The 22748-nt window shown below is 47.4% G+C and carries 17 protein-coding genes; 7 read left to right on the top strand and 10 right to left on the bottom strand.

Features of this window, described 5'->3' with window-relative positions:
* Nucleotides 1–12: 12 nt before the first annotated feature.
* Nucleotides 13–927 (top strand): hypothetical protein, encoded by a 915-nt coding sequence (locus BK127_RS14745; RefSeq protein WP_179097489.1) that lies wholly within the window; start codon nucleotides 13–15, stop codon nucleotides 925–927.
* Nucleotides 928–960: 33 nt separating this feature from the next.
* Here the strand turns inward: BK127_RS14745 and BK127_RS14740 are convergent, their stop codons facing one another.
* From BK127_RS14740 to BK127_RS14725, 4 genes are read right to left on the bottom strand one after another with little or no spacing between them, the layout of a single operon-like run.
* Nucleotides 961–2610 carry a hypothetical protein gene (locus BK127_RS14740; protein ID WP_076231305.1) on the bottom strand — a complete coding sequence of 550 codons (1650 nt, stop codon included), beginning with the start codon at nucleotides 2608–2610 and terminating at the stop codon, nucleotides 961–963.
* 24 nt (nucleotides 2611–2634) lie between these two features.
* Complete coding sequence (locus BK127_RS14735) at nucleotides 2635–3051, bottom strand: divergent PAP2 family protein (RefSeq protein WP_076231302.1); 417 nt, start codon at nucleotides 3049–3051, stop codon at nucleotides 2635–2637.
* Between the two features lie 5 nt (nucleotides 3052–3056).
* Nucleotides 3057–3413 (bottom strand): SMR family transporter, encoded by a 357-nt coding sequence (locus BK127_RS14730; protein WP_076231299.1) that lies wholly within the window; start codon nucleotides 3411–3413, stop codon nucleotides 3057–3059.
* A 20-nt stretch (nucleotides 3414–3433) separates the two neighbouring features.
* Nucleotides 3434–4348 carry a decaprenyl-phosphate phosphoribosyltransferase gene (locus BK127_RS14725; RefSeq protein ID WP_076231296.1) on the bottom strand — a complete coding sequence of 305 codons (915 nt, stop codon included), beginning with the start codon at nucleotides 4346–4348 and terminating at the stop codon, nucleotides 3434–3436.
* Nucleotides 4349–4649: 301 nt separating this feature from the next.
* Here BK127_RS14725 and glmS point away from each other — a divergent pair, with 301 nt between their 5' ends.
* From glmS to BK127_RS14700, 5 genes are all read left to right on the top strand, one after another.
* Nucleotides 4650–6479: a glutamine--fructose-6-phosphate transaminase (isomerizing) gene (gene glmS, locus BK127_RS14720; protein ID WP_076231293.1), complete on the top strand. Its 1830-nt coding sequence runs from the start codon at nucleotides 4650–4652 to the stop codon at nucleotides 6477–6479.
* Nucleotides 6480–6550: 71 nt separating this feature from the next.
* Nucleotides 6551–7720 carry a HEAT repeat domain-containing protein gene (locus BK127_RS14715; protein WP_179097488.1) on the top strand — a complete coding sequence of 390 codons (1170 nt, stop codon included), beginning with the start codon at nucleotides 6551–6553 and terminating at the stop codon, nucleotides 7718–7720.
* A gap of 13 nt (nucleotides 7721–7733) precedes the next feature.
* On the top strand, nucleotides 7734–9203 hold the full coding sequence (locus BK127_RS14710; protein WP_076231288.1) for a glycosyltransferase family 2 protein: 1470 nt from the start codon (nucleotides 7734–7736) through the stop codon (nucleotides 9201–9203).
* 39 nt (nucleotides 9204–9242) lie between these two features.
* The gene (locus BK127_RS14705; protein ID WP_076231285.1) at nucleotides 9243–10058 is read left to right on the top strand and encodes a response regulator transcription factor; all 816 of its coding nucleotides are present in this window, start codon (nucleotides 9243–9245) and stop codon (nucleotides 10056–10058) included.
* A gap of 23 nt (nucleotides 10059–10081) precedes the next feature.
* Nucleotides 10082–12292 carry a hypothetical protein gene (locus BK127_RS14700; RefSeq protein ID WP_076231283.1) on the top strand — a complete coding sequence of 737 codons (2211 nt, stop codon included), beginning with the start codon at nucleotides 10082–10084 and terminating at the stop codon, nucleotides 12290–12292.
* Nucleotides 12293–12308: 16 nt separating this feature from the next.
* On the opposite strand, the gene BK127_RS14695 is transcribed toward BK127_RS14700, so the two are convergent.
* The 4 genes from BK127_RS14695 to gltB all read right to left on the bottom strand — a co-directional run bounded on the left by BK127_RS14695 (nucleotide 12309) and on the right by gltB (nucleotide 19833).
* Nucleotides 12309–12635, bottom strand: a complete 327-nt coding sequence (locus BK127_RS14695) for a helix-turn-helix domain-containing protein (protein ID WP_076231280.1) — start codon at nucleotides 12633–12635, stop codon at nucleotides 12309–12311.
* 412 nt (nucleotides 12636–13047) lie between these two features.
* On the bottom strand, nucleotides 13048–13371 hold the full coding sequence (locus BK127_RS14690; protein WP_076231277.1) for a DUF4870 domain-containing protein: 324 nt from the start codon (nucleotides 13369–13371) through the stop codon (nucleotides 13048–13050).
* A 173-nt stretch (nucleotides 13372–13544) separates the two neighbouring features.
* Nucleotides 13545–15029, bottom strand: coding sequence for a glutamate synthase subunit beta (locus BK127_RS14685; protein ID WP_076231275.1), 1485 nt, complete (start codon nucleotides 15027–15029; stop codon nucleotides 13545–13547).
* 211 nt (nucleotides 15030–15240) lie between these two features.
* Nucleotides 15241–19833: a glutamate synthase large subunit gene (gene gltB, locus BK127_RS14680; protein ID WP_076231273.1), complete on the bottom strand. Its 4593-nt coding sequence runs from the start codon at nucleotides 19831–19833 to the stop codon at nucleotides 15241–15243.
* A gap of 442 nt (nucleotides 19834–20275) precedes the next feature.
* Between gltB and BK127_RS14675 the strand changes: the two genes are divergently transcribed.
* Nucleotides 20276–20854 carry a thymidine kinase gene (locus BK127_RS14675; protein WP_076231271.1) on the top strand — a complete coding sequence of 193 codons (579 nt, stop codon included), beginning with the start codon at nucleotides 20276–20278 and terminating at the stop codon, nucleotides 20852–20854.
* A gap of 104 nt (nucleotides 20855–20958) precedes the next feature.
* Here BK127_RS14675 and BK127_RS14670 read toward each other — a convergent pair whose 3' ends face one another.
* Together BK127_RS14670 and BK127_RS14665 are read right to left on the bottom strand one after the other, a co-directional pair.
* On the bottom strand, nucleotides 20959–21162 hold the full coding sequence (locus BK127_RS14670) for a hypothetical protein (RefSeq protein ID WP_076231268.1): 204 nt from the start codon (nucleotides 21160–21162) through the stop codon (nucleotides 20959–20961).
* A gap of 188 nt (nucleotides 21163–21350) precedes the next feature.
* Nucleotides 21351–22748 (bottom strand): (Fe-S)-binding protein, encoded by a 1398-nt coding sequence (locus tag BK127_RS14665; RefSeq protein WP_076231266.1) that lies wholly within the window; start codon nucleotides 22746–22748, stop codon nucleotides 21351–21353.

Genomic DNA, 22748 nt, shown 5'->3' with positions numbered 1-22748 from the left:
AATCGAAGGAGAATGAGTTTGATATTCATCAACCGAAGCAGTTCCCGTATTGTAATCAATTATATAATCGTTACGGTATTGCTCTTGAGCGTGGTCTCTACAGCTTGTGATGCTGCATCGCCGCGTCCCAATCCCATGAAAGCAACCTGGCTGTGGGATACCTCATTGATCAGTACCTTGGAGAATCGGCAGGCTGTTCTCCAGTTTGCAAAGGAGCAGTCGATTGGCCGCATTTATGTACAAGTGAATCCGGATGTCGCCAAGAACACCTATCGCGCCTTTATCCAGGAAGCTGTACAAGCAGGTATTCAAATTCACGCCTTGGACGGTGCCCCGAACTGGATTCGCTCCGATCAGCAGCAGTATATCGTCAGCATGGTTAAATGGGTGAAAGACTATAATGCCAGCGTTCTAGAGAATGAACGATTTAGCGGGATTCAGGTCGACATTGAACCTTACGTGCTTCCGGAATGGCATAATGAGCGGGATGTGACGGTAAGCAGTTGGATCACAGCGATGACTTTATTTACGAACGAAGTCAAACACGATTCCACTTTAACCGTCAGTGCCTCCCTGCCCTTTTGGCTTCATGAAATATCGATTCCTGATGAGAGCAGTATCAGGTTGAATGCGAAATTCATCGGTATGCTCGATGAAGTCACGCTGATGTCCTACCGGGACCAGGCTGAAGCTCTTATAGAGATTACTGCTGACGATCTGGCTTTAGCTGACCAGCTTGGTAAAAAGGTTTTTGTCGGTGTCGAAACCAATCCCTCTTCCGAGGCTGCTTTTGTTTCCTTTTACGAAGAGGGTCGGGCAGTACTGAATCAACAATTAACCTTAATTGATGATTCATTGAAGGGCCATGCATCTTACGCCGGTATAGCCGTACATGATTACACGGGCTGGAAAAACCTGAAGCCTTAGTCGTTTGATCCATAATGTACCGTTATTTTTGAATTACGGATGCATGCAAATCGATGTTCCTGAGTGAGTCAAAGTCAGCTTGTCCTCGCATTTCAGAGGGCGTTCCTCTACGAACGCGATACCGAGCTTGGTGAGCCTTTCCCGATTGGACCAGCTGTACGTAAAATCTGCCTTAACGGGCAGCTGGGCCGATTGTATTTCTGAGAGCTGCTCGCGCAGCGTCTGGTTCCACGTATATTGATAATACGTATAGGTACTGCCTACGATTACCGTATTGATCGAAATAACCGCTATTAAGAGCCAGCTTGCCCCCGTTACAACTCGATTTCCTTTAATACTGAAGCCAAGCCACACACAAATGAGCGGAATGATCCAAAACTGCGGTACGTAGCGAGCCCACCAGGCAACCGGATTAACAAAGGCCGAGATGGCTAGTATCACGATCAACCCAATAGCAGCCATAGCCGCCCCTTTACGATAGTGAAAGCCAAGTGCCAGCAGAATGAGAGAGAGCAGCAGCACACCACTGAATAACGGACCAAAGCCAGAAACCGCCGCGTCCGGTGCACTCAAGGCAATCAACTCGCGCTCTGTGAACGTAAATGGCAGTTTGATCTGAGTAGGGGTCTTCTCCGAGGTATTACCCGCCATGACGGAAAAATTAGAATTCACGGCCTGCTCAAATCGATTCATCGACTCCAGGTTTCGTGGAATGAAGTCCTCGATCACATCGACAGCCCCTGCACCCGCCAACGGATAGAACGGATTCCCCTTCGCAAGGGTATTAGTGACATAGGGGTTATACCCAATGAGAAACATACCAATCAATCCACCCACTGCTGCTATCATAAACATCTGCTTCAAACGCCCGAACTGCTCACTCATGTATAACGCTACCAGCAACCCGAGCGTCAATACACCTGCATAGGCGATCCCAGTGAACTTAATATTCATTGCAAAAATCATCAGGGCCGAGTAAGCACTGAGCAGCAGCCATCCCGGTCTGGCAAAGATCAGGCAAGCCAAAGCCACTAAACATAATAGAACTGAAGCTAACAATCCGTCCACATAATAACTGAATACTTGGTATACACTTACCGGATTCAATGCAAGCAATGCGGCAACGATGACAGCACGTTTAGTTTGATCCGGTCTCAACGCCAGCAGTGCTGACATGCTGAGCAGGAAGGATGCAACGATCATCAGCAGGTTGAATACCTTGCTATGCTCAATCAAGCCGGTTGCTGCATACATGACTGCCGAAGCGATCTCCGATGCCCGCCCATAATGATTGATCCACAAGGAATGTCCGGTTGATACATTCAATGCTTCGTCATACACGGGATTCCAGCCGTTCGCCAAATAAATAACCGACTCTTGATGATAAGCTTGACCATCATAGGACAGATCGTAAAAGCTGCCGCTAATCCAAAAGCATACAACGAATAATAAAATAGAAACAGCCAAAGCCTCCCCTAACAGACGACCTGGTCGTTCCACCTGAAGCATCTTCGCTGCCATCCACGCCATACCGACAGACAATGCCACAACAGGCCAAATGTGTAGAGCCGTTATAGAAATACCGAGCATGAACAATAACGAAGGCACGATCAAGGAACCCACGGTTACTGTCAATAGAGTCAATCCGCTAACCATACTTATTGCTATCAACCGATTTTTCATATACTTTCCACCTTTCAACATGAATTACAGCATGCTCGAAGCGGCCCATGCCAGCAGCAGTCCGACCGCCAAACCTCCCGCTACTTCCATACGTGTATGCCCTTGCTTTTCGCGCAAATGTACCTTTCCATCCGCTAAGGTATTAATCCAGCGTGCACTCTCGCCAACAGCACGGCGAATGCCAACTGCATCAATCATCACAATATAGGTTATAGCTGCAGCCAAACCGAATAACGGTGTACCCCAGCCATGCTCAAAGCCGATGAATAGCGTGATCGAGGAAATCACCGACGTATGGGTACTTGGAAATCCTCCATTACCGATATGCTGTCTGGCATCAACACCATAACGCAGACGATTAATCACATATTTAAGCGTACCTGAGCACAGCCAGGCAGCAAATGGCAAAACGGGATACAGGTACCCTGCATCTAAGCTCATCAATATCACCCTCCTGAACGGGCTATCAATGCAACGCCAGCCAAAATAACGGCTGCTCCAAGCCATTTTTGCATCGAGATCGTTTCATGAAACAACCAGACACTTATCAGCATCACGAGTACATAACCCAAGCTAACCATCGGGTACGCCGTGCTTAACGGAAACTTCCTTAACGCAAGCAGCCAGCATATCGAGCTGAGACCATAACTAGCCAAGCCCGCTGCCACAGGCCAAGCACGAAGTAAGCCAAATCCTGTTACCGTAATCGTGTCACCCGCCTTCAACGATTCTATCCCCCACTTCATCAGCACTTGTCCCACAGCGCCCAGCACAATGGAGGCTATCAACTCTATGTACTTCATATCTGCTCCCCCATTGCCGTTTATTTATCGAAAACCAGCAGAATGAACATCACCGATATCGCATACAGCACAACCGTCACTAAAATATGTCTATCTTCCAAAAGGAGCTTATCCGGCTTCCCACCCTTGCCTTCCACATGAATCAGATACAAATATCGAAAAATACCATACAGCACCAATATCAACGTCCACATCAGATGGATCGTATGTCCGGAAGTGAAGGTAAACAGTGCATAACTCATAATTGTGGCTGTCGTAACAATAGCGTTCATCTGATTCAGTAAATCCATCGAATAATACTCCAGTACATGGCGGTGGTCGCCTTTATCTGATTTCAACAAAACCAATTCATGCCTTCGCTTACTAATCGCCAAGAAAAGCGCAAGCAAAAGCGTGCATACGAGAAACCAGGGTGTTAATGGAACCCCAATGATGAGCCCCCCACCAACAGCCCTCAGCACAAATCCAGAAGCCACGATCAATAGATCAAGGATAACCACATGCTTAAGACGATACGAGTACAGAACATTCAGGACAAAATACAGCAACAGTACAAATCCAAAAGGTGGATGAAAGCGAAAAGCAGCAAAAAAACTGGCCGCCAACAAAACAATTCCATTTGCCAGTGCCATCTGCGGATTCAAAGCACCTGAAGCCAATGGTCGGTTCTTCTTCTCGGGATGCATGCGATCCCGATCACGATCTACATAATCATTCAGGATATACACGCAGCTGGAAACGAGGCAGAACAATATGAATCCAGTGAAAGCTTGCCCCAGCATATCCACATTGGCGATTCTAATCGAAAAGATCAAAGCCGCAAATACGAGCACATTTTTGGTCCACTGTTTAGGCCGCATTAACGTAAAGAACATCCCGAGAAACGGTTTGTTCACCTCTTCCTTAAGCTTAATATCTGCTTTGGTAGGCGCCATAACTGAATTCTCCTTTGTTCGTTCAAGATAAGCGAATACAATCGCATTCGTTCTGAAATTCATTATAACGAACAAATATTCTGTTATAAAGAACGGTATTATGGAGTTTTGTGGAGTATATCGGCGAAATAATTAGGATATTGTTCTTTAAACCGAACCAATCCAAGTTCAAACATTTTTATTTTCGATAAATTTGCGTTATAATCCATTTTAATGTTCGTTATTAAGAATAATGGGTAATGGTACTTGTTGTCACCACAAGGTAAGCTGGTCAAAAAGGAACTAAGGAGGAATCATAAATATGTGTGGTATTGTCGGATATATAGGAAACAGGGACTCACAACTTATATTGCTCGAAGGTTTGAAAAAATTGGAGTATCGTGGTTATGACTCTGCGGGAGTTGCTGTACAAACTGCTCAGGGTCTTCATATTCGTAAAGCTAAAGGTAAAGTTTGCGAGCTGGAATCACGGCTCGCAGACTACCCATTGACTGGTTACGCTGGGATAGGCCACACACGTTGGGCAACACACGGCAAGCCCTCGGATACGAACTCTCACCCACATGCAGATAACGAAAAGAAAATATCGGTTGTACACAACGGTATTATTGAGAATCATATGGTTCTAAAAGAAGAGCTCGAGCAGCTTGGTCACCACTTCCTATCGGAAACGGACACAGAAGTCATCTGCCACCTCATTGCCCATTACTATAAAGACAACTTGATCCAAGCCGTGCAGCAAGCGGTAGCCCGAATTAAAGGTGCTTACGCCATTGTCGTCTTATCTGAGCATGAACCAGATAAGTTGATTGCCGTTCGCTTGGCAAGTCCTTTGATTATTGGTGTAGGCGAGGGTGAGAATTTTATCGGCTCGGACATACCGGCTATCTTGGAACATACACGGAATGTATATGTATTGGGTGATGGGGAAATGGCTGTGCTTTCACGGGAAAGCGTTGAATTAATGACATTGGAAGGGAACTTTATCGCCAAGCAGCTGCTTTATATCGACTGGGACATTTTGATGGCAGAGAAAAATGGTTATGATCATTTTATGTTAAAAGAAATTGAGGAACAGCCTCGTGCATATCGGGACACACTTCGTGGGCGGATTGATGAGGATAGCCAAAGTATAACACTGCCCGATATGATGATGAGTCCTGAACAAATTCGTGAAATTAAACATATTCAGATTGTTGCCTGCGGAACCGCCTACCACGCAGCATGTGTCGGTAAATCCATTATCGAACGGATGACACGAATCCCCGTCGAGATCGATGTAGCTTCTGAATATCGGTACCGTCAGCCCATTATTCAGGAACATACACTCGTCATCGCTGTCAGTCAATCCGGAGAAACCGCCGATACGTTAGCGGCAATTCGCGAGGCCAAGCTGAGCGGTGCCCGGATACTGGCGATTACCAACGTTGTTGGCAGTTCAGTAGCGCGAGAAGCCGACCATCTGTTAATGACATGGGCAGGGCCCGAAATCGCAGTAGCTTCTACAAAAGCTTACACCTCCCAACTAATAGCCTTCTATTTACTGGCATTGTACATAGGTCAAAGCATTGGCTCTATGGACCTGGCTGCACGCGCGCAACTGCTGACACAAATCAAAGAGCTTCCGGATCAGGTGCAAAATATGCTTGGGCATATGACACAGATTGAACAGATAGCCGAACACATTGCAGGTTACCATGATCTTTATTTCATCGGTCGCGGACTCGATTATACGATAGCCATGGAAGCCTCACTGAAACTAAAAGAAATATCTTACATTCATTCAGAGGCTTATCCAGCCGGAGAGCTGAAGCACGGGTCACTGGCCTTAATTGAAGATGGAACGCCAGTCATTGCGCTGGCTACGCAGGAAGTTGTGCTTGAGAAAACCATCAGTAATATTCGAGAGGTCAAGGCACGCGGCGCTTATGTGATCGGGGTCGCTTTCGAAGGTAATATGGAGCTTGCCCAAGCAGTTGATGAAGTCATTTATGTGCCTCGTACAGATGCTCTGCTAGCACCGGTTATTGCCATTATTCCTTTACAGCTGCTTGCTTATTTTGCAGCCTTGGCTCGGGGCAATGATGTCGATAAACCAAGAAATTTAGCCAAAAGCGTTACCGTCGAATAGGTGATGTGATAAAGCTGAATGAATAACTAGCGGAAGGAGATGCCTGGATGCTCACGAATTCATTGCAACCCATGATTGTGATAACATCGATACTCGGATTACTCATTATGGTAATGCTTGTTATCTTGTTCACATTACGTGCAAGGAGCCTTTCCTTAGACCAGCAAACCGCTGCATGTTTGCTCCAACATCAGGAGTATTTCCAATATCTCAGCATCAATATGGACAGCCCGGAGGCATTATTACCTCCACCCGGTAAGCTTACCATCAATGAACTCAAAGCCATACAACAAAAACTATTGGAATGGATCGAGGTGCTTGAGGGTTCACACCGCGATAAGCTAAGTGAATTATGCGAGCAAATGGGGCTTGTCGAGCTAAATCGTAATCGTCTGCATAGCCATATACACTGGGAACGCATAGATGCCGTATATCATCTTGGTGTTATGCGAGCCAAAACATGTACAAGCGAATTACTTTCCCTTCTGGAACGCGAAACGGATGAATCCACTGCTTTTGTGATCGGCCGCGCGGCTGCCAAATGCGCACAGCAGCCAGGTGAATTGCGCAAGCTCATATTGAGACTAGTCAAGCATCACCCGCAGAGCCAGCATTTGATCATGGATATCATAGGTTCATCCACCTTGGATCCAATCCCTGTCTTTCTGGAAATGCTGCTGACTCAGGAGGAAGACCTGATCATCGTTGCTTTGGTCGGACTTTCTGGGCGTAATGTACCTGAGGCCATTCCGTATCTGAACAGCCTTGTCCAATCGGAGCACAAAGAGGTACGTGTTAAAGCCTCCAAGCTGCTGCTCCAGTACACTCATTTGCTGCTACCGGATCAGCTTCTTGCTTTTATGCAGCATTCGGATTGGGAGATCCGGGTTGCAGCAGTAAAAGTCGCAGGCCAGCAGCCTGTTGGCGATTTCACAGATATGTTGAAACACGCCATGTTGGATTCCGAGTGGTGGGTACGTCATCACGCTATTGCAAGCTTGTCCAAGCTGGGTATGAACGGTTTCCAAGCCATGTGTGAAGCTGCTATAGCTGCTGATGAAGAGCTGCATCGTGATATGGCCAGAGCCGCCATACATGAACATATGGAATCGGCGGAGTCTTTGGCCGCCCAAGACATCAGGCAGCTTCTATATTTCAATGAATGTTCCCACCTGTATGAAAAAATGTTCAATGAGTCTTATGTTGACCGTAATGTGACACAACTGCGAATCAGTTCGTAGAAAGGAGAACGAGATGAGAGCTTTTTTATTAGAATATGGGCTGTTCGCCACCTTCCTGATCGCAGGTTCCAGCTTATTGTATTTTTTGATTATGGCACTTTCATCACAGCGGATGCGGACACAGATCAAAAGCACGATGTATTCACGATTTCGCGAATTATCAGGCTCAGAGCATGTACCACCTGTTTCCATTCTCGTTCCTTCCTACAATGAGGAACTGACCATCATTGATAATGTCCGTTCCTTGATGGCACTGGAATTCCCCCAATACGAAGTCGTCGTTATTAACGATGGCTCTCAGGATAGCACCCTGCAGGTGCTGGTGGATGAATTTCAGCTCACAAGGATCCGTCCAAGCTCCATCCGCAGCCTTGTGCAATCGAAGTCTATAGAAGAAATTTATCACAATCCGCAGTACCCCAAGCTGGTCGTCATCAACAAAAAGAACGGTGGCAAGGCCGACGCGCTTAATGCCGGTATCAATGTAGCCCAATATCCATTGGTCGCTACCATAGATGCTGATTCGATGCTAGAAAAGGATGCGCTGATCCGTTTGGTCCAGCTGTATATGGAAAATCCGGAGCAGCACATCGCTATTGGAGGAAATGTGAGGATTGCGAACGGCAGTACTATACAGGGTGGGCGTGTGACCAAACATCGCTTATCCCGTAAATCATTGCCGGCTATGCAATATGTAGAATATATGAGAGCCTTCCTTGGAGGACGCATCGGCTGGAGTGCCTTAAACGGTCTGTTGATCGTATCAGGAGCTTTTGGTTTATTTCGTAAAGACTATTTGGTAGAAGTCGGTGGATATGAGGCGGATTGTCCGGGTGAAGACATGAACATCGTCATGAAGCTGCACCGTTATATGCTTCAGCAAGGGCTGCCTTACCGGATTCTTTTTTGCCCTGATGCGGTGTGCTGGACACAGGCACCGGATACGTTAAGCATACTTGGATCACAGCGAAAGCGCTGGATTCGAGGTAATTTGTGGAATGTTATTCATTTTAGAGCAATGCTGTTCGTGCCCAAATATAAAATCATCGGATGGCTGGCCCTGCCCTACACGATCCTGTACGAAACGTTAAGTCCGTTTATTAAGCTCTCAGGCTTGGTCGCACTACTTGCTTATGTGGTGATGAATATGACGCAATGGCCGATTTTGTTAGCTTTTATATTGATCAATCTGCTTATCAGTCTGTTGTTCACGACCGGGTCGCTCATCATCGAGGAAATTGCTTTTAAACGCAGCACACAAACCACTGACATTTGGAAAATCATTGGGTATTCGATGCTGATGACTATCGGTTATGACCAAATGAATGCACTGTGGAAGCTGCAGGGTCATGCAGACTTCCTGCGCCGTAATAACAGCTGGGGCACCATGGTACGTCGCAGCTGGAAAGAGGATGTCACTGAGAAGCCCCTACCTCAGACGCAGCTATCACCAGGACAATCGTCCAAAGCGACTGTTATGTAACATATATGCCCGATCATAATCAAAAGGAGTGTTCCCATTATGAATATGTCAGCTATCATCCATAACGATTTATCTTACCATCTATATGAGCAGGTCACCGAGCAGCTGCCAGCTTCCGGGCAGGCCAAATGCGGTCTCATCCTCGCACATATCAGTAATCCAGGATTGATCGAGATGCAGGATTTGGAGACACGACTCAGTATGGAGGATACGACGCTTAACATCCAAATGAGCTATGAACCCAGGGAATCACTTCTGGTTGTTGTATTACCCGGGCAACCTCTCGCCCATACACACTTCCTTTCCCTGTCCATCAAAGATTTCTTGCAGCAGTCAGGCCTCTTGACCGGACCTATAACCGCAGCCAGCTTTCCTGAAAGTGCAGTGCTGAATGCACCCGCAATGTCAGAAATGATCGCTATGACCAATAATCAGGATACGGTAGATCGCGAAATCCGCGTATTTCATCGTCATATTCAAGTCGAGACCGCATCCTCTATTGTTATGATTGATCAAAATACCGATCTGCTCGATTTCTTGTCAGCACGACTTAGTCACCGAGGCTATGATGTTCGCCCAGCTCAGGACGGTATGGAAGGTCTCCAATTAATTAATGAAACGCCACCGGACCTGGTGATCACAGAACTCAATCTACCCGCACTTGACGGTTATCAGTTAATTCATCGAATTCGCCAATCTCGCACATTAAAAAATCAATGCAAAATCATGGTGCTTACCGATCTCGGACTCGAGCAGGAGTTCAGCAAATGCTTTGACCTGGGAGTCTCAGATATCCTTACAAAGCCATTTTCCCCCATTGAGCTGGAGGCCCGAATTCACCGGCTGCTAGCATAATGAGTTAAAGGAGCACACCCGATATGGATGCGAAAACAACCGTATACGCCAAATGGCTGATCCGTATACTCATAGGACTTGTTGTGGGTTACCTCATCTGGCATTATTGGCCCGCCAAAAAAGTGGAGACTGTTCTGGCAGCCGACGGAACTCACTTAAAATTCCGTACACAGCAGGATCATATCGAACTGTATGATCAGCAAGCCTGGACCCCCTTCTTTGTCAAAGGGGTTAATCTAGGTGCTGCCCTCCCAGGATACGACCCCGGGGATCTTCCAATCACGAAGGATCACTATCTGCGATGGTTCGCTCAGATTCAGGACATGGGTGCAAACACAATCCGGGTGTATACGATTTTGAAGCCAGTCTTCTACGATGCACTGGTCGAGTACAATCAACAGCATGCCGAGAAACCACTCTATTTCATACAAGGAATATGGACCCCGGAAGAAGAGCTGATTGAAAAGAAGGATGCCTATATCGAACAAATCTACAATCGTTTTAAAAGTGAGATCACTGATGCTGTTGGGGCGGTGTATGGAAGCATTGATATCCCTGAGCACTTTGGGCAAGCCAGTGGCATTTATCGTTCCAATGCGGGTCCTTACCTGCTGGGCTGGCATATCGGGACCGAGTGGGACCCGGCAATGGTGAAAAATACGAATGAACAACATAAGGATAAAAAAGATTTTATCGGTACTTACCTTTCTGCCAAGCCTCAAGCAAATCCATTCGAGAACTGGCTGGCAGAAATGCTGGATCATCTTGCCAATACGGAAGCTCCATTCGGTTGGAAACACCCGCTTGCTTTTACGAATTGGGTAACGACCGATCCGCTGACCCACCCAGGTGAGGTTCTGATCGAAGAGGATATGGTCAGTGTGGATGCGACACATCTTCAGGTCAAGGACTGGGCGGCCGGTTACTTTGCCACTTTTCACGCTTATCCTTATTATCCCGATTTCTTTCGACTGGATGATACGCTGCAGGATGTTCGTGAAGCAGATGGTACGGCTAATACCTACAAAAGCTATCTCCGCAAGCTGAAAGCCTATCATGCAGGCATGCCCGTTATCATTAGCGAATTCGGTGTCCCCTCTTCCATGGGTGTTGCCCATCTTGGATCAATGGGGCGCGACCAAGGCGGTCATGACGAACAGGAGCAAGGCCGAATTAATGCCTCTTTGCTGCAGGATATTTATAGTGAAGGCATGGCGGGAGCAGCGGTATTTTCCTGGCAGGATGAATGGTTTAAACGCACCTGGAACACGATGCATTTTGAAATTCCGGCGACTCGGCGTAAGCTATGGCACAATGTATTGACTAATGAGCAGCATTTTGGACTGCTCGCCATGCTGTCCTCCAAGGATGGTCCGCTTATTATCGATGGTGCCACTCGTGATTGGGATGCTTTGAAATCGACAGACAAGCAGAAGCTGGATATGACCTATCCCGGCTTGAAAGAAATCACGATGACACATGACGAAGCCTATGTCTATATCAATGCCAAATTGGAGCAGCCGTTTGATCCAGAGCGCGAGCTATTATACCTTGGTGTAGATACGCTTCCTGGCGGAAACAAACATGCCAAAGAGTTAGGCGATAAACAGCTTGATGAAGGGTTGGAAACATTAATTGTGTTAGGCAAAGACGGCGAGTCCGATGTGCGGATCGCATCTAATTATGATATGCATACTCGGGTATATGGAAAGCAATATGGGATGAAGGCTTGGACACCGGAGGAATTCGTTGACGATTCGGGGGTATTTAATACTTGGAAGCTGGCAGTTGGTCTGGAATTCAGTCCTCCTGATTCCAAGAAATACGGTCCTTTTGAAGAGGTTTCTGTTGGGGCATTACGACGCGGCACTACGAATCCAGATTCGCCACAATATAATTCGCTGTCCATGTGGCAAGCACAAGGAGATACGATTGAGGTCAGAATTCCCTGGATGCTGCTTGGCTTCACGGACCCTAGCTCACTGCAGGTCATCAGCTACGAGGATAAGGAGAAAAGGTTGTTTGCACAGCCTACAGAAGGTATTCGTCTTGTTCCATGGATTGTCAATCGTGCTACAGGCAAGATTACCGGTTTGGAAGGCACCAGCAGCTATCCGGTTTCCCAACTGCCGATTTACAGCTGGAAACCCTGGGATCAAGTGACTTATGTCGAACGTGTCAAGCAAAGCTATAAGCTGATGCAGCAAGCCTATCAATCGTTAGGTCAAAAGTAAGTGCTGCACCGTATCCTTATTGCTGATTATCTTTACGCCATTTATTGTATTGTAGAAACTCCAGAAACTGCTCTTTGCTAATTCCCGATGCCATAGCTTCTCTCACGAGCTTCAGCCACTCCTCATCAAGTTCTTCTTGGGGAGTGGTTTTATTATGCAAGAACGTTTCCATGGGAACCTCAAGTACAGCGCAAATCTTCTCAAGAAATTGAATGGATGGGTTGGATTGGATATCCCTTTCAATTGAACTCAGATAAGACTTCGCAACACCTGCCCTATCAGCTAACTCGGTTAACGAGTATCCTTTTTCCAGACGTAATTGCTTGACTCTTTTGCCTAACATCGCAGCTACTCCCCTATCTACTGACTGAAACGCTTTTAATTATTTTACCATATTTCCCCCACTCTGTAGCTGTGTGGACAAAAAAAATAACACAGCAAGCGATAAACGCTTCGTGTTAACAAGGTAGGTATGGACTTGGCTTTTCCTAATGCTCATCTGGCTTTACGTTTATTTTGTTTCTGTAATTGTCGGATACAATGTAACACTTCTTGTTTGGAAATACCCATGCTGCGAGCCGCGATCATGAGTTGGACCCAGTTTTCGTCGAGGCTCTTCTTGAGTGCAAGTGTTGGTGAAAAAGACATTTGCCTGATCCCTCCAGATTCCTTAAACTTAACTTGGCATAAGATAGTATTCGCCGCCAGCCTTCGATTAAAGGGGGTATAAGAAGGGATCAGCCTCTCGATCTCAGTTACTTAATCAGACGAATCGTAAGAGGGTAACGGTACATTTCCCCTTTATAGGCTTTGAGCGTTGCCACAATGATAAGAACCAGAGCGGCAATACCGATCAAAGGCAGCAGCACAAAACCGATAAAAATAATGCACAAGAATCCGGCAACAGTAGAATAAATCAAGACCGATATTTGAAAATTAAGTGATTCCTGCGCATGCTCGGCTATGTAGGCTGATTGATCCTTTTTAAGCAGCCAAATGATCAGCGGGGCAAGAAAGCCTCCAACCAGGCATAACACGTGTGATAGCAACGCGATTGTTTTCTCTTCTTCCGTTAACATAAATCCGCCTCCTGCGTGTTTTATTGGATACACCTTAGCACATTTATTTAATTCCGGACTAGAGTCATTGGAACTAAACCGGACCAGGTCCTTAACTAGTCTATTACGCTGACATGAAAAAAAGAAACGTTCATCGTTACCGATAAACGTTCCTGTTCGATCAAATATGGTCATTACGGCAAATTCGATGATCCCATCAGGAACCGATCACATTCGCGGGCAGCCTCGCGTCCTTCATTAATCGCCCATACGACCAGGCTTTGGCCGCGCCGCATATCTCCAGCCGCAAATACACCTTCTACATTGGTGGCATACTTGCCGTAATCGGCCTTGGCATTGGAGCGTGCGTCTTTCTCAACTCCCAACTGATCAAGCACCGTGGACTCTGGACCCATAAAACCCATCGCAAGCATAACCAGTTGCGCCGGATATACCTTTTCACTGCCTGGCACTTCTACCGGTACAAACCGACCTTGCGTATCCAGCTGCCACTCGATCAGAACGGTATGCAGTTCCTTCACATGGCCGTTCTCATCACCAACAAATTTCTTCGTATTGATTAAATATTGACGCGGGTCCTGTCCCTGAAGCTGTGTGGCTTCTTCCTGCCCATAATCGACTTTGAGCACCTTCGGCCATTCTGGCCAAGGATTGTTAGCGGGACGCTTTTCCGGTGATCGCGGCATGATCTCGAATTGGGTAACACTGCGACATTTATGGCGGATTGAGGTACCTACACAGTCTGTACCTGTATCGCCACCACCGATCACAATAACATCCTTGCCTTCTGCAGAAATAAATTGTCCATCCTGATGCCTGGAGTCGAGCAAGCTTTTCGTATTCTTGGAGAGAAATTCCATAGCAAGATGAACACCCTTCAGCTCACGGCCCTCAATGTTCAGATCACGGCCTTTGGTCGCACCGCCGCACAATACTATTGCATCAAACTCTTCCTTGAGCTGCGCTGCCGGAATATCCTTGCCAATCTCGGTATTGGTAATAAAGGTAACGCCTTCTGCCCGAAGCAGGTCAACCCTGCGCTGCACATACTTTTTGTCCAGCTTCATATTCGGAATACCGTACATCAGGAGGCCACCAACCCGATCCGCTCTTTCGTAGACGGTTACGGTATGACCCGCTTTATTAAGTTGTGCTGCACATGCCAGTCCGGAAGGACCTGAGCCTATTACTGCCACCTTCTTGCCTGTTCGAATAGTCGGAGGCTCGGGAACAACCCAGCCCTCTGCATAGCCTTTATCGATAATCGACTTTTCAATGTTCTTGATGGTGACGGGTGATCCGCTCAAGCCCACGGTACAGGAGCCTTCACAGGGAGCTGGGCAAACACGACCGGTAAATTCGGGAAAATTGTTCGTTTTATGCAAACGCTCCAACGCTTCACGCCATTCACCTTGATAGACGAGATCATTCCATTCGGGAATCAGGTTGTTGACCGGGCAGCCAGCTGCCATGCCGCTAATCAAGGTGCCTGTGTGACAAAATGGGATTCCGCAGTCCATACAACGTGCACCTTGTTTTTGCAGCTTGTCTTCCGATAACGGAACACTAAATTCGTTCCAATGACTAATGCGCAGCAATGGTGAAATCTCGCTTGGTGTTTGGCGCTCATATTCAATAAATCCGGTTGGTTTACCCATTCCCATACCTCCATATTGGATTGTGAAAGCGCTTTAAATATTAATGTGATTAAAGGGTTCATGTCATTTCAATCGAGGAGCCAAGAGCTGCCCATCCTCTGTACCCTTATCCACACAGGTGCGGTAAAGGTACAGAAGATGGAGCCGACTCGAAGCAAACCTTATTTGCAAATTACGACATGAACCCTATCAAACCTACTGATGTTAAGGATTAGTTACCGCCTACACGGGATACGTCCTTCATATTTTCTTCAAACGCCACTAGCATCGCTTCCTGTTGACTTAAGCCGGACCGTTTTACGCGTTCAATCGCTTCAAACATCCGTTTGTAGTCCCTCGGAATGACCTTGACGAATTTCCACACGTACTCTTCCCAGTTTTTCAGGACACGTTCAGCCACCGAGCTTCCAGTAAAGGTAGCATGACGCTGAATCATATTGCGCAGCTCCTCGGCCTCGAAGGTCTCTTCAACCTGCTCCAGGTAAACCATATCCTGGTTACATTGGTCTTTGAAGGTGCCCTGCTCATCAAGTACATAAGCAGTACCACCCGACATTCCCGCTGCGAAGTTACGTCCGGTTGGACCCAATACGACTACACGTCCACCCGTCATGTATTCGCAGCCGTGGTCTCCTACACCTTCAACTACTGCACGAACGCCGGAGTTCCGTACGCAGAAGCGCTCCCCTGCCATACCGCGAATATAAGCATCTCCATCGGTTGCTCCGTAGAAAGCAACATTCCCGATAATAATGTTCTCTTCCGCTGCAAAGCTCGATTGCTCGGATGGGAATACGATAACTTTACCGCCAGACAAGCCTTTGCCGACGTAGTCATTGGCATCGCCTTCCAGCGAGAGCGTAATGCCCTTTGGTACAAAAGCACCAAAGCTTTGACCAGCAGAGCCATTAAAATGAATGCGGATCGTATCGTTCGGCAATCCCTCACGTCCATAACGGCGCGTAACCTCACTACCCAAAATGGTACCAACAACGCGGTTTACGTTATGAATCGGAAGGATCGCATGCACGTTCTTTTTCTCTTCCAGAGCAGGCTCACAAATGCTTAACAGCTCTTTCATATCCAAAGAATTCTCAAGTCCATGATCCTGAGCCATGGAGCAGAAGCTGCCCACATCTTCGCCAACCTCTGGCTTGTGCAGTAGCGGTGTCAAGTCAACGCCCTTGGCTTTCCAATGGTCGATGGCTTGCTTCGTTTCCAGAAATTCCGTGTGACCAACCATTTCTTCAATGGTACGGAATCCAAGCTCAGCCATCAGCTCACGAGCATCCTGGGCAACAAAGTTCATGAAATTCACCACATGCTCAGGGTCCCCCGTGTATTTGGCACGAAGCCGCGGGTTCTGGGTTGCGACACCGACCGGACACGTATCCAGATGGCACACTCTCATCATGATACAGCCAAGTGCAATCAAAGGTGTCGTTGCAAATCCAAACTCTTCGGCACCGAGTAGAGCAGCAACCACAACATCGCGGCCTGTCATCAGCTTACCGTCAGTTTCAACCACAATCCGACTTCTCAGATTGTTCAGCATCAGCGTTTGATGCGTTTCGGCCAGACCAAGCTCCCATGGAAGTCCTGCGTGACGAATACTTGTTTGCGGTGAAGCACCCGTTCCTCCGTCATAACCACTGATCAATACAACATCGGCTTTACCTTTGGCCACACCGGCAGCAATCGTACCGACACCTACCTCGGATACAAGCTTGACGCTGATTCTTGCACGCGGATTGGCATTTTTCAAATCATGAATAAGCTCAGCCAAATCCTCGATCGAATAAATATCATGATGCGGTGGCGGTGAGATCAGACCTACGCCTGGTGTAACACCACGAACCTCGGCTACCCATGGATAAACCTTCGTACCCGGAAGCTGGCCGCCTTCACCCGGCTTCGCGCCTTGCGCCATTTTGATCTGAATTTCATCCGCATTCACCAGGTAGTTGCTCGTTACGCCAAAACGGCCCGAAGCAACCTGCTTGATCGAACTGCGGCGTGAATCGCCATTCTCGTCCGGAGTGAAGCGATCATAATGCTCTCCGCCTTCACCCGTGTTCGATCTGCCGCCGATGCGGTTCATCGCAATCGCCATATCCTCATGCGTCTCTTTGGAAATCGAGCCATAGGACATCGCTCCAGTTTTAAAACGTTTGAACAATGATTCTACCGACTCAACTTCATCAATAGAAATAGGCTCACGGTGCGATTTGAACGAGAACAAAGCACGAAGCGACATAAACTTCTCATCTTGACCTTGTACCAAGCCTGCGAATTTTTTGTACATCTCATAATTGTTCGTTCTTACCGCCGCTTGCAGCGCATGAATCGTTTCCGGATTGTATAGATGCTCCTCGGCATTCTTACGCCATTGCAGCTCTCCGCCTGTATCCAGTCCACGATCACGACCCTCCTGCTCGGAGTAAGCCCGTTCATGGCGTAGAATCGCTTCCTGGGCAATCGTATCAATCTGAATACCGCTTACTGGCGTATACGTCCATGTAAAATATTTATCAACCACGGATTGATCCAAGCCGACAGCTTCAAAAATTTGTGCCCCGCGGTAGCTTTGAATGGTTGAAATCCCCATTTTGGCTAGTACCTTAACGACACCTTTTGTTGAAGCCTTCACGTAGTTGTACAATGCTTTTTCGATAGTGAGATCTTTCAATTTGTTCTGGCTCGACAAATCAATCAGAGTTTCCATCGCCAGATAAGGATTAATTGCGCTCACACCGTAGCCAAGCAGCAGAGCAAAATGATGCACTTCACGCGGTTCGCCGGATTCCAGCAGCAAGCCCACTTTGGTACGTGTGCCTACACGGATCAGGTGATGATGCAGACCCGATACAGCCAGCAAAGCAGGAATTGCAGCGTTATTCGCATCCACGCCACGGTCAGATAAAATAATCAGGTTAGCCCCATCAGCAATAGCCTCATCAGCTGCTGTATACAAGGCCTCCATTGCTTCTTCCAGTGCTTGTGTTCCGGAAGTTGGATTGAATAAGATCGGCAACGTTACGGTTTTAAAACCATCACGCTTGATCTCACGCAATTGAGCAAGCTCAGCATTGGTCAAAATCGGTGTAGCCAAACGGATCTGACGACAGCTTTCCGGTTCCGGCTGAATCAGATTGCGTTCTGGACCTACCGTTGTACCTTGTGCCGTAATGATCTCCTCAAAGTTGGAATCGATCGGCGGGTTGGTTACCTGGGCAAACAGCTGTTTGAAGTAGCTGTACAGCAGCTGCGGTCTGTCGGAAAGAACGGCAAGCGGCGCATCATAGCCCATCGATCCAAGTGGATCAACACCTGTCTTGGCCATAGGCTCAATCACTTTACGAATGTTCTCAAAGGTATAACCAAACGCTTGCTGACGCTGCAGCACGGTAGCGTGGTCCGTCTGAGGAACAACTTCGGCTTGTGGCAGCTCCTCAAGTGAAATGAGGTGCTCATCCAGCCAAGCACGGTAAGGCTGCTCAGTAACAATCCCTGCTTTAACCTCTTCATCCGGTATAATACGTCCGGCGACCGTATCGATCAACAGCATTTTGCCCGGCTGCAGACGTTCTTTGCTGGCAATCCGTTCAGGAGCAATGTTCAGTACCCCTACCTCGGAAGCAAGTACGATCAAATCGTCTTTGGTTATATAATAGCGGCCTGGACGCAATCCGTTACGATCCAGAACAGCGCCGATCATGCGGCCATCCGTAAAGGAAATGGCTGCAGGCCCATCCCATGGCTCCATAAGGCAGCTATGGTATTCGTAGAAAGCCTTCTTCTCGTCGCTCATCGTCGCATGCTTGGACCATGGCTCAGGAATCATCATCATTGCTGCATGTGGCAAGGAACGCCCGGAGAGCATCAAAAACTCCAACGTGTTATCAAACATTTGGGAGTCGGAGCCATCTGCATCGATAATCGGCAGAATTTTTTTGAAATCATCACCGAACAGATCGGTATCGCACATCGCCTGGCGCGCATGCATCCAGTTCACGTTACCGCGAAGTGTGTTGATTTCGCCGTTGTGGATCACATAGCGGTAAGGATGGGCGCGTTCCCAACTCGGGAAGGTGTTCGTGCTGAACCGGGAATGGACAAGCGCAAGCGCCGTCTCAAACTTCGGATTTTTCAACTCAAGGTAATAATTGTCCACCTGTTCAGGTGTAAGCATACCTTTGTATACAATGGTGCGGTTGGACAAGCTTGCAAAATAAAAGGCCTGCTCCTGATCAAGTGCACGAACTGCATTTTCAGTCAGCTTGCGAATGACAAAAAGCTTACGCTCAAAAGCCAGTTCCTGCGACGCCTCAACTGTCGATCCAATGAAAACCTGACGAACGAACGGCTCTGCCGATACGGCGGAAACGCCTAATGATGAGTTGTCAGTAGGAACCGTTCTCCATCCGATCAGACGCTGGCCGGTTTCCTTGATTTGCGCCTCAAGCACCTGCTCACAGGCTGCACGCTGAGCTGCATCCTGTGGTAGAAAGACCATACCCACACCATATTGGCCCGGCTCCGGTAATTCAATATGTTCAAGGGCAAGCTCCGCTTTAAAAAAGCTATGTGGAATTTGCAGTAAAATACCTGCTCCATCCCCCGTATTGCTTTCACTGCCTTGGCCACCGCGGTGATCCAGATTGCAAAGCACATTCAACGCTTGACCCACAATTTCATGGGATGGCTTCCCTTTAATATTAGCTACAAAACCGATGCCGCACGCATCATGCTCAAACTGTGGGTCATAAAGACCTTGTTTGACTGGTAATCCTTTTCTGCTCATGTTGTACAACCTTTCTTCCTGTAAGATTAACTTCCATGCTTGCAAAATCATGCCGATTCTACGAACGTTATAAATGATAATATGTTTTATATTAACACCTGAGACCTAACATATCAATTTAAAAAATATCATTTTTTCGATAAAAAGCTATCTTTTTTCGCAACGATTTCACTTAATATTCGGTTTTTACTACGCTTAAACCGCTAAAAGCTAACATGAGACCCCCTAAAAGCAGGCTAAAATGCTCAAAATCGTGATCAAGCGAGCAATAAATCCTGATACATAAATTGAGCATTCAATCGCTTCTTTTTGCCTTCTACAAATGCCTATTAAATTCCAAATGATTAACGAAAGCTTCCATGTAGGCATAGACCTATACATTTATAGGGCATCCTGTGCTATGATAATGGACATATTTCAGCGGAGAGGACTGTCTATCTCAGTGGCCAAACTTTATTTTCGATACGGCACCATGAACAGCGGCAAATCTATAGAAGTATTAAGAACCGTCCATAACTATGAAGAGCAGGGCAAGAAGGTACTGCTCTTCACTCCATCCGTCGATGATCGACACGGGATCGGTACGGTAACGTCAAGAATCGGGATGCAAAAAAAGGCGATTATCATTGATGATCGCATCGATATGGTGGAGCTCGCCTCCACAGAAAAGCCAAACTGTATTTTATTGGATGAGGCACAGTTTTTAACAAAGGCTCAGGTTCAGCAATTGGCAGACATTGTGGATACGCTGGACATCCCTGTTATTGCCTACGGCTTGCGTGCCGACTTTATGGGCGTGTTATTCGAAGGCAGCTATCATCTGCTGGCCATTGCAGATAAAATTGAGGAAATCAAAACCGTCTGCTGGTTTTGCGATAAAAAAGCGATTATGAATATGCGCTGCAAGGATGGGGTTGCCCTATTCGAAGGGGAACAGATTCAAATTGGCGGTAATGAAAGCTACTTGCCTGTGTGCCGCAAATGCTATGCATCAAAACGTAAGGCAGCTCATAAGCTGTAGCAGGGATGTCCACACAAGGGGATGAGGCAGTCGGAGCGTTCGACCTGCCTGGTCCTCTTTTTTGTACAAAAAAACCGGTCTACAGGCGCCTGCATGAGCAGAGCTTACCTGTTGACCAGTTCCTTGACCTTTTTTAAGGAAAGACCAGTTTGATGAACCACGTCCATCATATTGGCATAGGGATTTTGATTCAGAAAGTTTTTTACCGTGTGTGTATCCTCGATAAATTGCTTGAAGCAATCCAGACATAACGCTTCTGCTTGTTGGAGCTGCAGCTTCCCGCAGCTGCTGCAGTTGGATAGAATCATCACATCTCACATCCTATGTCAGCTTAATCAATCCTAAACAGCTTCCTTATTATCGAATAATCATCAATCATTACCCTTCTATTCGACATAAGAAACAAAAAACTGTTGTAGTCTCTTTGAACATGAACTTATAATAGACCATTTCGGTGATCAAGCTGATTTTATAGGGGTAGAAATGAAATAAATTGTTAAATATTGTTTTTATTTGCCTCGTAATCGACAGATTCAGCCAAAAAGTCGATCACATGCACGGCTTTTCTATGCTGGCCTTGTTCGGAACGCAAAATTCCCCACTGCATTTGCAGTAAGCAGCCCGGATTGGCGGTAACAATCGTTTGAGCCTGGGTCTGATCGACCAGCTCCATTTTATGATCAAGCACCTGTGTCGACATTTGCGGCTGTGTGAGATTGTAAATGCCCGCTGATCCACAGCACGTATCTGCACCCTGAAGCTCGTTAAGCTGTACACCAGGAATCGACTTCAATAAATCACGCGGCTGCCGATTAACCCGCATCACATTCCGTAGGTGGCAGGAGTCCTGATACGTAACCAGCTTGACGGGAGCATCAGGTGCAGTCGGCTTCAATACCAGTGGTCGGCCATAGTCGATCAACAGCTCTGACACATCCTTCAATCGGTCTACAAAATCCTTGGCTGCGGGAACAAGTGACACCTCCGCATGCAGCAGATGGTCATATTCCTTCAAGCTGGCGCCACAGCCTCCCGCATTGCTCGCGATATAATCTACCTGGGCATGAGCAAATACATCAATATTGGTGCGGGCAAGACGACGGGCGCTCTCCGCTTCTCCGGCATGGGCATGCAAAGCACCACAGCAGGTTTGGGCCTCAGGAATCGCAACCTCAAAGCCTGCTTCGCAAAGCAGCTTAACGGTGTTAATATTCGTTGATGTAAACAATACGTCCATAATACAGCCGCGGAACATGCCTACGCGAGCTCGCTTGTCACCAACCTGCGGAATGACCAGAATCCGCTGTCCATTGGCTGCAGTTTCCCAGGCTGCCGGAAGTCCCAGCTTCTCCCATGCTGCAATAACGCCGTCGGAGGAAGCCTGCGGCAGGATCTGCTCCATCTCCCGCATATGCCGGGGAAACAGCTTCATCACACCGCTTTTTTGCGTTAGGGTCTGCATACCTGAACGTTGGTACAGCTTAAGCAATCCGCCCACCATCCGCATGCGGCCATGATTCGGAAACAATCTTTCCATGAATAAGGTACGAACCGCTTTGACATGCCAAGGAAACTCGGTTTCCGTAGCTATCGATTCTCTTGCCTGCTCGATTAATTGGCCATATTTCACATCGGATGGACAGGCCGGCTCACAAGCACGACAGCCGAGACATAGATCCATCTGCTCCTTGAACTGCTGACCGGGCTCCATGAACCCATCAGCGACCGCCTTCATCAGTGCGATCCTTCCCCGGGGCGAGGCCGCTTCAAGTCCGGTTTCATTAAAGGTCGGACAGGCGGTCTGACAGAAGCCGCATCGCATACAATTCGTCAGCTGGTCATAATCCAAGGTGGCAATCAATTTGTCTTTGAGCGCTTGTTGTGTAGTCTCCAC

The organism is Paenibacillus sp. FSL H7-0331 (assembly GCF_001956045.1).
This window is presented reverse-complemented; position numbering and strand designations above follow the sequence as displayed.

Bases quoted from the DNA above. Each gene is read 5' to 3' on its own strand.
- BK127_RS14700 (WP_076231283.1), top strand. From the start codon at position 10,082: ATGGATGCGAAAACAACCGTATACGCCAAATGGCTGATCCGTATACTC.
- BK127_RS14745 (WP_179097489.1), top strand. From the start codon at position 13: ATGAGTTTGATATTCATCAACCGAAGCAGTTCCCGTATTGTAATCAAT.
- BK127_RS14705 (WP_076231285.1), top strand. From the start codon at position 9,243: ATGAATATGTCAGCTATCATCCATAACGATTTATCTTACCATCTATAT.
- BK127_RS14710 (WP_076231288.1), top strand. From the start codon at position 7,734: ATGAGAGCTTTTTTATTAGAATATGGGCTGTTCGCCACCTTCCTGATC.
- BK127_RS14715 (WP_179097488.1), top strand. From the start codon at position 6,551: ATGATTGTGATAACATCGATACTCGGATTACTCATTATGGTAATGCTT.
- BK127_RS14740 (WP_076231305.1), bottom strand. From the start codon at position 2,610: ATGAAAAATCGGTTGATAGCAATAAGTATGGTTAGCGGATTGACTCTA.
- gltB (WP_076231273.1), bottom strand. From the start codon at position 19,833: ATGAGCAGAAAAGGATTACCAGTCAAACAAGGTCTTTATGACCCACAG.
- BK127_RS14690 (WP_076231277.1), bottom strand. From the start codon at position 13,371: ATGTTAACGGAAGAAGAGAAAACAATCGCGTTGCTATCACACGTGTTA.
- BK127_RS14730 (WP_076231299.1), bottom strand. From the start codon at position 3,413: ATGAAGTACATAGAGTTGATAGCCTCCATTGTGCTGGGCGCTGTGGGA.
- BK127_RS14735 (WP_076231302.1), bottom strand. From the start codon at position 3,051: ATGAGCTTAGATGCAGGGTACCTGTATCCCGTTTTGCCATTTGCTGCC.
- BK127_RS14685 (WP_076231275.1), bottom strand. From the start codon at position 15,029: ATGGGTAAACCAACCGGATTTATTGAATATGAGCGCCAAACACCAAGC.
- BK127_RS14695 (WP_076231280.1), bottom strand. From the start codon at position 12,635: ATGTTAGGCAAAAGAGTCAAGCAATTACGTCTGGAAAAAGGATACTCG.
- BK127_RS14725 (WP_076231296.1), bottom strand. From the start codon at position 4,348: ATGGCGCCTACCAAAGCAGATATTAAGCTTAAGGAAGAGGTGAACAAA.
- BK127_RS14670 (WP_076231268.1), bottom strand. From the start codon at position 21,162: ATGATTCTATCCAACTGCAGCAGCTGCGGGAAGCTGCAGCTCCAACAA.
- glmS (WP_076231293.1), top strand. From the start codon at position 4,650: ATGTGTGGTATTGTCGGATATATAGGAAACAGGGACTCACAACTTATA.